This is a genomic window from Psychrobacter sp. T6-1 (genome assembly GCF_052258445.1).
Map to the genome: position 1 here is coordinate 1 of NZ_JBQQFC010000067.1, position 10,860 is coordinate 10,860.

General features: G+C 44.3%; 9 protein-coding genes and 3 tRNA genes. 6 read left to right on the top strand and 6 right to left on the bottom strand.

The annotated features are described in order from the left end of the window. The coding region (locus ACTXGO_RS05775) for an NAD(P)/FAD-dependent oxidoreductase (RefSeq protein WP_443573672.1) at positions 1 to 869 on the bottom strand (869 nt) is incomplete at its 3' end. A gap of 77 nt (positions 870 to 946) precedes the next feature. Further along, entirely contained in the window at positions 947 to 1,684 is a 738-nt protein-coding gene (locus tag ACTXGO_RS05780; protein ID WP_317198614.1) for an SDR family NAD(P)-dependent oxidoreductase, read from the bottom strand. A gap of 339 nt (positions 1,685 to 2,023) precedes the next feature. On the opposite strand from ACTXGO_RS05780, the gene ACTXGO_RS05785 reads away from it, so the two are divergent. From ACTXGO_RS05785 to ACTXGO_RS05800, 4 genes are all read left to right on the top strand, one after another. Next, a tRNA-Asn gene (locus ACTXGO_RS05785) sits at positions 2,024 to 2,099 on the top strand. 232 nt (positions 2,100 to 2,331) lie between these two features. Next, positions 2,332 to 2,407: transfer RNA gene (locus ACTXGO_RS05790), tRNA-Asn, on the top strand. A gap of 210 nt (positions 2,408 to 2,617) precedes the next feature. Then, positions 2,618 to 2,947 carry a CopG family transcriptional regulator gene (locus tag ACTXGO_RS05795; protein WP_435949323.1) on the top strand — a complete coding sequence of 110 codons (330 nt, stop codon included), beginning with the start codon at positions 2,618 to 2,620 and terminating at the stop codon, positions 2,945 to 2,947. Between the two features lie 249 nt (positions 2,948 to 3,196). Then, positions 3,197 to 3,919 (top strand): hypothetical protein, encoded by a 723-nt coding sequence (locus ACTXGO_RS05800; protein ID WP_435949325.1) that lies wholly within the window; start codon positions 3,197 to 3,199, stop codon positions 3,917 to 3,919. Positions 3,920 to 4,023: 104 nt separating this feature from the next. On the opposite strand, the gene ACTXGO_RS05805 is transcribed toward ACTXGO_RS05800, so the two are convergent. From ACTXGO_RS05805 to ACTXGO_RS05820, 4 genes are all read right to left on the bottom strand, one after another. After that, positions 4,024 to 4,884, bottom strand: coding sequence for a hypothetical protein (locus tag ACTXGO_RS05805; protein WP_435949326.1), 861 nt, complete (start codon positions 4,882 to 4,884; stop codon positions 4,024 to 4,026). Positions 4,885 to 5,040: 156 nt separating this feature from the next. Further along, positions 5,041 to 5,131 (bottom strand) — tRNA-Ser (locus tag ACTXGO_RS05810). Between the two features lie 79 nt (positions 5,132 to 5,210). Next, positions 5,211 to 6,356: a type I glyceraldehyde-3-phosphate dehydrogenase gene (locus tag ACTXGO_RS05815; RefSeq protein ID WP_443541993.1), complete on the bottom strand. Its 1,146-nt coding sequence runs from the start codon at positions 6,354 to 6,356 to the stop codon at positions 5,211 to 5,213. A 126-nt stretch (positions 6,357 to 6,482) separates the two neighbouring features. Next, positions 6,483 to 8,414 carry an AAA family ATPase gene (locus ACTXGO_RS05820; protein WP_443541995.1) on the bottom strand — a complete coding sequence of 644 codons (1,932 nt, stop codon included), beginning with the start codon at positions 8,412 to 8,414 and terminating at the stop codon, positions 6,483 to 6,485. A gap of 343 nt (positions 8,415 to 8,757) precedes the next feature. Between ACTXGO_RS05820 and exaC the strand changes: the two genes are divergently transcribed. Then, the gene (gene exaC / locus ACTXGO_RS05825; RefSeq protein WP_443541997.1) at positions 8,758 to 10,284 is read left to right on the top strand and encodes an acetaldehyde dehydrogenase ExaC; all 1,527 of its coding nucleotides are present in this window, start codon (positions 8,758 to 8,760) and stop codon (positions 10,282 to 10,284) included. A gap of 115 nt (positions 10,285 to 10,399) precedes the next feature. Then, positions 10,400 to 10,860 (top strand): alcohol dehydrogenase catalytic domain-containing protein (locus ACTXGO_RS05830; RefSeq protein WP_443573673.1); only part of this gene is annotated, 461 nt, incomplete at its 3' end.

Sequence of the window (10,860 nt, forward strand, 5' to 3'; positions counted from 1 at the left end):
ACAGGACTATTGACCCGCACTGTACCGCCCGCCTTAACGAACTTTGTGACCAGCTTATTCACATATTGCTTAGAGCCGCCTTTGATAGTGAACCACTGCGGGCGATTAACCACATCGAGCAGACCATGATTGTCAAAGAACTGAGCAAAAAACACTAATGGAAAGGCTTGTACCTCTTTTAGGCTAGTCGACCAAATCGCCGACACCATAGGCAACAAGTAGTTGTCTGTAAATAGCTGACCATAGCGCTCACCTGCCAAATAACTGCCCAAGGTTTGCTCGGTAAATGCACTGACATCGCCGCCTTGCACGCGCACGCTATCATAATCTTGACGCAGTTTGCGAATGTGCTTATTGAACTGCACAATGTCTTTGACAAACTGCCAAAACTTTGGATTAAGTACGTTTTTGCGCTGAGATAACAAGGTATTGATCGTATGACCGTTATACTCAAACTTGCGAGCGATGTTCTTAACCGAAAAGCTCATATCAGTCGCTTGAAACGGGACTTGTAGCTCATGAAGCAGACGAAAAAAGTTAGGGTAAGTGCGCTCATTAAAGACGATAAAGCCAGTATCAATCGCGCTTTTTTCGACGTTGTCGTCGTTGGTCTTTTTGCCATATTGCAACGCCACGTCAATAGTATTGACGTGACCACCGATATAATCATTGGCTTCAAATATAGTCACGTCGTGATGCGCGGCTAGGTAATGAGCACAACTCAAACCTGATACCCCTGAGCCAATAATAGCCACGCGAGTCTTATTTGATCCCTTTGAATCATCACTGATACTAGTGTCCGTCTTACTGCTGTCCTTATTATGGGTCAGCTGCTCTTTTGATGCTCGTTTGCGACGCATAAACGACATATGGCTTTTCCTTTGTATAACTTTATTATCTGTGATAAATGTAAAAATAGCGGCTTAACATTTGCAGCGTACGCCTCTTACTTTTTATTGAGCTTTTCGCTAACTTGCTGCCAGACCATATCTGGTAACGTCCCTAGCGCCTTGAGTGGTAGCGTAAGCTTTTTGGGGAATTCAATAACGTCATCGCCGCTATTGATACCATCACGAATAGCTTGACTTGCCTGCTCAGTCGTCTGAATAAAGGGCATCGGAAAGTCATTTTGCTTGGTCATTGGCGTCTCGACAAAACCAGGAACGACTAGGCTGACCGCAACATCAAAAGGCGCAAGACTGATTTGCAAGGTTTTCATAAGATAGTGAATTGCCGCTTTTGAGCTTCCGTAAGCCTCAGCGCGTGCAAACGGTACATAAGCGGATGCCGACCCTATACCCACCAAGCGACCTTTGGACTCAATTAGCTTTGGCAATGCGCCTTCAATAGCGTGTGACAGTGTACCCATATTGACTGACATTACCTTCATAAAGGCTTCACTATCAAAGTTTGGCATGTCTAAATACTCACACATGCCCGCGCCGCAAATGGCTAAGTCAATCTTATCGATATCATTAAAAGCGTCTATCACTTTATCGCGGTCCATCAAGTCCAAATCGATAGGATTGGCACCCAACTCTTTTAATTCAGCGAGCGCCTCATCATCGCGGCCAACGGCATATACAGTATGACCATCTGATAGATAATCTTTTGCCAACTGCTTGCCGATACCAGAGGTTGCACCAGTAATAACGATGCTTAGTTTATTAGCGTTATTATTCATAATAGAGTCCCTACTTTTATTGGTTTTATCTTATTAAAGGCGTTCGCTGTTGTATAAAATCTAAATAGTCAGCGTCCAAATAATTATAGTATAAGGCTGCACCTTTATTGTTGTAACTTCGCAATCAACTGACACAAACTATTATCATAGATTAAAAATAGACAAAAGAGCCCATCAAGAGTCATCCGTTAAGATGACAAGCTGCTTATTCTCTATATTTAGCCAAATAAAAAAAATAGACAAAAAAGCTTGACGTATTTTTTATCTTTGTTAGAATACGCCCCACTTAGCACGAACTCATTAGAACAGATGCTAAGTTCACTGTCAGCAGTGATTTATTCCTCAATAGCTCAGTTGGTAGAGCGTCGGACTGTTAATCCGTGTGTCCCTGGTTCGAGCCCAGGTTGAGGAGCCAAATTTTAGCAGTACTCTTTAGATTCGATTATGGCATTTGCCAAGACCCTCATCACTTTGATGAGGGTTTTTTTATGCCAGTATGCTCGCTGAATAAGCTTACGCATATTTAATAAATTTTAGTGTTATTCGCTTATCTAGGTTGACACAACCAAGAGACTTGGCTAAAATGTGCTCCACATAACGCAAACAAGCTTATCGCTTGATAGTAACCAGTCGTTATCACCCCTTATTCCTCAATAGCTCAGTTGGTAGAGCGTCGGACTGTTAATCCGTGTGTCCCTGGTTCGAGCCCAGGTTGAGGAGCCATATTTAGTTGTTTGAACCCTATTCAATTGTACAAACAACGAAAACCTCTATCCATTATTGATAGAGGTTTTTTTGTGCTTATAGGTTTTATAGCGGTTGAACAATAAGGTGTTCTTTTGGCAGTATTTGTTGTATGGTGAGCATAGTTTTGCTTAATTGATTTCATCCTAGTGTTTTGTCTTATAATATCACTACAAACAATGGTTTATTATGATACCTGTCCATATAAAAAATAAGTTCTCAGATCATCCGCAAAAGGTGATGCGCCCAGTAAGTATCCGTTTGTCTGAGGAGATGATTGGTTTGTTGACGGCTACCTCAGAGGAGCTAGGGTTTAAACGTATTCAGGGGTTAATACGTCTCTACATCCGTCAAGGTCTTGACCGTGATCATCAAGACTACACGCTTGCGCACGATGAGGTCTTTATCGAAACCCTACGTAAACATGGCGTAAGTCAGCGCATTATTGATCAGGCGATTATTACTACGCACAACAACAGTATTATTCATTCTCTATCTGAGCTAGAAAAAGACGAATAAAGGCTTAAGATTTAAAAAGGCAAAATACAAAAGGCTAAGCGCTACTAGAGTGCTTAGCCTTTTTTTATACTTACCTTTTGCTTGCTTATTCTATTTTCCATTAATCTGGCTTACCTTTATTGTGCTAACTTTAAATTGAGCTAACTCTTGCAAAAGATAACGTGATGAGCATTCCCATTCATTGAGTAAACGCGGTATATTAAAGCTCTAAGAATAAGACATAACATGTGTGCTTATAAGGAGTGAATCATGATAAAGCGCTTGAGTACTGCTCTACTTGCAACCTTATCGCTAGGGGTTGTACCGATGATAACTAGCTGCTCTATGCCGCAAAATGATCCAGCAAAACAGACCATACCGACCAACTCGGATCAATGGCAGGCGCAATTGGGTGATACCTTTGAGCAATTGCCTGAGAGCGATAGGCAGGTTTTGAGTCGCTATATGCTACGTATGAAGCTTAGCGGCGCTTATGAGTCAGGAGCGATGCCGCGTACTACGATTGAAAAAGCACTACTACAACAGCGCGAGTACGAGCGCCTGCATCCTGATAATCCAACGGGAGAAAAGAGCCCTGTTGTCGCCAATCAATCCAATAGCGCGGTAACTGCACAAACTTATCCCGTTGCCCTGCTCCCTGTCAAAACCAGCGACAGCGATAGTCTCAATCAGGTTAAAATGCAGTTTATGCTCTCCAATCACGGCAGTGTACCTATCGAGAGCTTTGAAGGTACGCTGATGATGAAAGACGCCAAGCTCACTCAGGGCAAAAAGTTTAATGTTCCATTAACGAGTTTTGTGCCGACTATCGAGCCTGAACAGTCTGGCAAGATTATCATCGATAGTAGTATTGAGGACATCAACGTCATGCGCGCTATTCGAAACACGCAGGCGGTCACTATCAGCATTGTTGATGGCACACTAACTTTGGCCGATGGTCAAACTATTGAGTTCAATAACGCGTTAGAGTAATATTTATTTTAAGTAATGTCTTAAAGTGCTGCCCACAATAAAAGCCCTAATCAGCAAGTGATTAGGGCTTTATTAATATTATATATTTCTTTAAGAATTATTTATTATTCTTCACCACTAAAGTAAATTCCTTTACTTCTATTCGCGTCTGTACCGATGACTATTAGCTCATTGTTCTCATCTAATAGCGCAACTCCCGTAATAGTCTCTCTAGGTGCAAAGCAAGGCGCACCGCCAAATGTCACTGTACTATCAAAGTACCTTTGCGACGTCGCTAGGGTGAATTTACCACTCATTCTACAACCCGATTCATCTTCACCCGTAAAAGAACCGTTTGATTTGACATCAAGAACGAGCTCACCTGCGTCTGTATCACCTGTAATATAAGCGATACCAGTAAATACTTTATTAATAGCAGCTAGACTTTGTTTTCTGGCAGATAACGCGTCGTCGTAGTCTACTTCATAGGTAGTAGATCTTGAGGGTACATCAAATATTCGCCCTTTTATTGTCTTAGCTGTTTTATAATTGCCAGTAATCGTCACATCAAAAGAACTTCTATCATCATAAGAATAGTTCTTACCATTGACGCTAAACTCGCCACTATTACCTACTACGTTCTGATTGGTACTTACAAATCCTAGTGGATACACATCCGGCAGATTGTCAGAATAGACCACCCATATTCTTTTGTTGTCATCTACTAAGCCCTGCGCGATCTCACCTTGTCCTGTGATACCTGTGTAAATACCTGACAGTAGCACACTAGCAGGTTCAACCGGTTCGCTAGGAGGATTACCAGAGTCTGTAGGTGGATTTGTAGGGTTGGATGGATTAGAAGGATTGGTAGGAGTAGAAGGTTTGATTGGTTTTGGTATACCAGGCATTACTCCTGGTCTAGAGTCATCACTACCACAGCCCAAAAGACTGGCACTCATAACAGCCAACAGTATTATTTTTTTCATTATTACGACCTTGAGTTTAAAGAGGTCAAAATAATAAACATTAATTCACTTACAATCAATCATTAAGTTTACTTAATTTTAATTTTTGTCCAATAAAGAAAAAGCCCTAATCAGCAAGTGATTAGGGCTTTTCTTTAAAATATTAACTATCAAATTTGGCGGAGACGGAGAGATTCGAACTCTCGAAGGGCTATGAACCCTTGTCGGTTTTCAAGACCGGTGCATTCAACCGCTCTGCCACGTCTCCATTTGTGCATCATTATAGCGATATGATATGAGAATGCAAGCGCGTAGCTCAAAAAAATCAAATTATTTTGCCGATGCTTTTAGTTATGGCGCTGTGGTTTGCTCGATGCTAGATGTAAGCACATATCAAGCAGCCTATTAGCATAACCCCATTCATTATCGTACCAAGCAAACACTTTGTACTGACTGCCCACCTGCATGAGCTGCTGACCATCGATAATCAGCGACTCTGGCTGATGGATAAAATCACTCGATACCAACGGCTCATCGGTATAAGCCATAATCCCCAATAGATGCGTTTGACTAGCTGTTAGTAGTGCACTCTTTATAGCGTCAATACTGACATCGGGCGTATTCAAAACAAAGGTAACATCTATGGCAGCGACATCGATAGTCGGTACGCGAATAGAATGCCCATTAATCTTGTCGACCATTGCGGGTAGGACGCGTTCGGTGGCGGCGATACTACTTGATGTAGTTGGGATAATATTGTGACCTGAAGCTCGAGCGCGGCGCGGATCGCGGTGCGCTTGATCGAGGACGTTTTGATCAGCAGTCACCGCATGAATCTCTGTCATCATCGCTGAGCGTACACCAAAGGCTTTGTCCAACGTGTCGATAAGTGGTACTAGGGCTTGTGTGGTACAAGAGACGCTTGAGATAATCGGTAGCTTGCAGGTAAGCATATCAGTATTAACACCCATGACGATACAAGCATCAACCGTATCAAAGGGAGCTGCGCCTATGATCACCTGCCGCGCACCTGCGTCAATATGCATGCTAGCTTGCTCGTAAGAGCGAAAATGACCTGTGCATTCTAGTACAACGTCAATCTCAAGCGTCGCCCACAACAATTGCGAAGGATTAGGCTCACTAAGCATACGAATACAGTAAGTATGGCTGTTTTTGGTCAAGCACAGCTGCGTCTCACTATCATCCTCTATGATATCGGCGCTCACCCCAAGACGGCTTAGGCGTCCATGAGTGCTATCGAACTTTAACAGATGCAACAAGATATCAGCAGGCGCTAAGTCATTAATAGCGACGATGTGGATAGCACGTCCAAGCACCTCAAAGCGCTCTATCATGGCTCGTAGCACATTGCGCCCGATACGACCAAAACCATTAATCGCCACCCGCAGTGGCTGAGCATGCGCGCTAGTGACAGCGGTATTTTTGATAGGATTGGGCGTCAATTGATAAATAGCGCTAGAAAAATCAGGCATAAAAAGGCATCGCTATAAAAGGTAGGGACAGAGCGCTTATCATTGTGACATAGCGACTGTTTAAAGTACGATAATACTTAAAGCACGATAACAACCAAAGCACGGTAACACTCAAAGCACGATAATTTAAGGCGAGATAAATATGAGTGCCAAGCGAATAGTATTATAGTCCACGCTTTGTTTAAGACTCTCGTAAATAGGCTTAATCTTGACGCTACCATCATCGTTAAAGTCATTAGGATTATTGGCCACTTTAATCGCTACATAAGCATTACCAACAGCGGTCATGACTTCATCATTAGGACGCAGATGATCACAGGCAAGGCTTGGATCTTGGCGTTTGAGCTCACTGATATGACGCATGATTGTCGACTGCGCCAGCTCGCGCTCTTGCGCGATCTCGGCAATGGACAAGCTCTCCTCCAGCAGCATCTTAGTCAATAATAGCGTGCTTTCTGACTTATCAGCGACTTGGTTGCCTAGTTTTTGCTTTTTGTCCTGCACCGCTTTTATGCGCTCGCGGCGACGCTTTTGTAGACCCTCATAAGCATCGATTACTGATTGACTCAGGGTGCCACCTGACTTTAGGATGAACTTATCATGCGCCTGTTTCATGCTTTTGTCATCAAGCATCGCGTAATTGGCATCCGCTTCTTCTGATAGTGTCAAAAAGCGCTTGTCGGCTCCACGTGCTAATGGGTCTAGTTGCAAGCTCATATCGTTCATGCCAAGCAGTTGTAGCCCCGCCAGTGACTTAAGGCGTGAGAGCGCGACATAACCCTGACCCAGCTCAAAGGTACGCGACAGATCAATCTCAGCGGCGTCCAAGGTCATGCCTTGCGATTTATGGATAGTAATCGCCCATGCTAAGCACAGCGGCACTTGCTCATAGCTTGCCAATACCTCTCCGCTCTCATCTTCGATGATCCATTCCTCTACCTCAGCGACGACCTCGCGCCCTGAGTTGAGCCTGACGACGGGCATCTTTTGCGTAGCAGGTTGTTTAGATTTAGACCTTTCTTGTTGTTTTGCACTTTTTTGCTCGGTGCTGACCCCATCATTATCATCGATTTCAATAGCTTTTTTATCGCTCGCTATTAAAGCATCATTTTGGGCTTTGTCCTTGTCATCGATTTTTACTGCGGCAAAACCAACCAATTCGCCCATCGTGCCATTAGAGACGCCAAGCTCAGTGTTATTTTTGATAAACATCACTTTAGCACCGACCTTTAGCGTCAGATCATTTTGGGTACGTACGGTTTTTTTGAGCGTATCAACGAGCTTACTATCCCCTGTGGCACTTGCCTCAAAGCGCATGGTCTCGCCCTCTAACGCGGCAAGCTCCTTGTCATTGATCTTATTAACATTGAGATTATGGGTATATAACCGTGTGCGACTGATATCGACGTCTTGATCGTAGGTTGCCTCTAGCGCCTCGATAGCCTCAAAGGTGACTTCTTGACGCCTAATTTGATTGAGAATGTCATCCAAATCTAAACCACCATTTGCCGCCTCGCTTACCTGCCGATGCTGCTCGGATAAGTAGCAGATATGGAACTTGGCATCAAGCCAAGCCTCAGACATAAAGGCAAACTTGTCCCGATTGCTCTCGCCGCGACTGCCAATAGGCGGCAGCTGAAAAAAGTCCCCAGCGACGACGACCTGAATCCCGCCAAAAGCATTATCGTTTTTGCGCACATGTTTGAGCACTTGATTGACTAGATTGAGCTGCTTGGCATGGAGCATCGATATCTCATCAATGATGAGGACAGCAGTGTCTTTGAGTCTATCGGCTAAAAATTGCTTACGCGATAAGTTGGTCAAATCTCGATCCGTCAGCTCATCTTTGATGCCAATGCCCGACCAGCTATGTATCGTCGTGCCATTCATATGCGTTGCAGCAATACCAGTGCTAGCCGTCACTGCAACAGGGACGCGGCGTGCACGCAGATAATTAATATATTGATTAAGGGTATAAGTCTTGCCTGAGCCTGCTGAGCCAGTCAAAAAGACATTTTGGCCTGTTTGCAAGATATCAAGAGCAGAAGATTGACGCATAGATCCAAACCAGTAGTCTAAAAGATAAGTGAGCTACCAAGGCGCGGTAGGCTAAATAAATGGCAATTATTATAACAGCTCATCAGGCTTTGCGAACCTTTTTAACAACTTGCGCATTGATAACTTAAAGTTATCGCAGCACTAACATATGACTATTATTAGTCACTATCACTCCTTACAAAAGCTTAGTAGGATAAGGTAATAGCTTTTATATAAAACACCGCTAAGAGTAAAAGCTATTTTATAAATACTTAATTTTATTATATTTTTTATACGCTATTAAGTAGACCCACAGGCAAGAGTTAGCCTGTACTGATAGCACCAACTTAACAAGGAATCGTTTATGTTATACCCCTATCCCAACACCCAAGATAGCACCGTTCAGTTCCGTGACAAGTACGACAACTTTATTAATGGAGAATGGACGCCGCCCACTGATGGTGAATATTTTGATAACCCAAGTCCTATCGATGGCAAAACCATCTGCCAAGTGGCACGCTCAAAAGAAGCCGATATCGAAAAAGCCTTAGATGCCGCGCATGCCGCCAAAGATGCTTGGGGCAAAACTAGTGTCACTGAGCGCGCTAATCTACTACTCAAAATTGCCGATAAGATGGAGGCCAATCTCGAGGCCATTGCTATCGCTGAATCCTATGAAAACGGTAAAGCAGTACGCGAAACTTTAGCCGCTGATATACCACTCGCCATTGATCATTTTCGCTATTTTGCCAGTGCTATCCGCGCGCAAGAAGGCGGCATCAGCCAGATCGATGAAGACACCGTTGCTTATCACTTCCATGAGCCTCTCGGCGTTGTCGGACAAATTATCCCGTGGAACTTCCCCATTCTGATGGCCGTATGGAAGCTCGCTCCCGCGCTTGCCGCTGGTAACTGTGTGGTACTAAAGCCTGCCGAGCAAACACCAGCTTCTATCCTGTTTATGCTTGAGACCATTGGCATCGCTGACATTCTACCAAAAGGTGTCGTCAACGTCGTTAACGGTTTTGGTGTCGAAGCAGGTAAGCCTCTTGCCTCCAATCCGCGTATTAATAAAGTGGCCTTTACTGGCGAGACCACTACTGGTCGCCTTATCATGCAATACGCTAGCGAAAACATCATACCAGTAACGCTAGAGCTGGGCGGCAAAAGTCCTAACATTTTCTTTGCCGATATTATGGATGAAGATGATGACTTCTTGGATAAAGCGGTCGAAGGTCTGGTTATGTTCGCTCTGAACCAAGGTGAGGTCTGTACTTGCCCATCGCGCGCCCTGGTACATGAGAGTATTTATGATGAGTTTATTAAACGCTGTATCGAGCGCGTCAAGGCAATCAAGATGGGTAATCCACTCGATACTGATACCATGATCGGTGCACAAGCCAGCTCAGATCAGTTAGAAAAAATCCTCTCTTACTTAGATATTGGCAAAAAAGAAGGCGCTAAAGTCTTAGTTGGTGGCGAGCGTGCCCAGCATGACGGCGATCTCGGCGACGGCTATTACGTGCAGCCGACTATCTTTGAGGGCACCAATGACATGCGCGTGTTCCAAGAAGAGATCTTTGGTCCTGTACTTGCGGTGACTACCTTTAAGGACGATGATGAGGCGATGAGTATCGCCAATGACACCCTATATGGACTAGGCGCAGGCGTCTGGACACGTAGCGTTCATAAGGCGTATCGTTTTGGTCGTGGTATCCAAGCGGGCCGTGTATGGACCAACTGCTATCACGTCTACCCTTCACACTCAGCATTCGGTGGCTACAAGCAATCAGGTATCGGACGTGAGAACCATCTAATGATGCTCGATCACTATCAGCAAACCAAAAACATGCTGGTGTCATACAGTCCTAAAGCGATGGGTTTTTTCTAAGCCTATCCTTCAACGCGCTTTATGGTAATTATCGTGCTTTATGACAATTATCATAAAGCGCAATCTTAATGCTCGTGGAGCATTAGACTTGAGTACGATGACAAGGAGTTACGTTATGACTGATAAAATGAAAGCGGCAGTCCTGCATGAATTTGGTCAGCAATTACAAATAGAAGAAGTAGACATTCCAACCCCAGGCGCTGGGGAAATCGTCGTCAAAATGCAAGCGTCTGGCGTCTGTCATACCGATTTGCACGCTATCGAAGGCGATTGGCCGTCTAAACCTAAACTTCCTCTCATCCCTGGACACGAAGGCGTCGGCTTAATCACCGCCGTTGGTGACAATGTCCATCATGTCAAAGAAGGCGATCGCGTCGGTGTTCCTTGGCTGTACTCGGCTTGTGGTCACTGTACCCATTGTTTGGGCGGCTGGGAGACCTTATGCTTACGTCAAAAGAACGCCGGCTATTCAGTCAATGGTAGCTTTGCTGAGTACGTGCTAGCAGATGCAGACTATGTCGGTATTATCCCTGAAAGCGTCGACTCGGTAGAGATTGCACCTGTGTTATGTGCAGG

Coding starts and splice junctions, on each gene's coding strand:
- ACTXGO_RS05780 (WP_317198614.1), bottom strand. CDS start 1,684: ATGAATAATAACGCTAATAAACTAAGCATCGTTATTACTGGTGCAACC.
- ACTXGO_RS05795 (WP_435949323.1), top strand. CDS start 2,618: ATGATACCTGTCCATATAAAAAATAAGTTCTCAGATCATCCGCAAAAG.
- ACTXGO_RS05800 (WP_435949325.1), top strand. CDS start 3,197: ATGATAAAGCGCTTGAGTACTGCTCTACTTGCAACCTTATCGCTAGGG.
- ACTXGO_RS05805 (WP_435949326.1), bottom strand. CDS start 4,884: ATGAAAAAAATAATACTGTTGGCTGTTATGAGTGCCAGTCTTTTGGGC.
- ACTXGO_RS05815 (WP_443541993.1), bottom strand. CDS start 6,356: ATGCCTGATTTTTCTAGCGCTATTTATCAATTGACGCCCAATCCTATC.
- ACTXGO_RS05820 (WP_443541995.1), bottom strand. CDS start 8,414: ATGCGTCAATCTTCTGCTCTTGATATCTTGCAAACAGGCCAAAATGTC.
- exaC (WP_443541997.1), top strand. CDS start 8,758: ATGTTATACCCCTATCCCAACACCCAAGATAGCACCGTTCAGTTCCGT.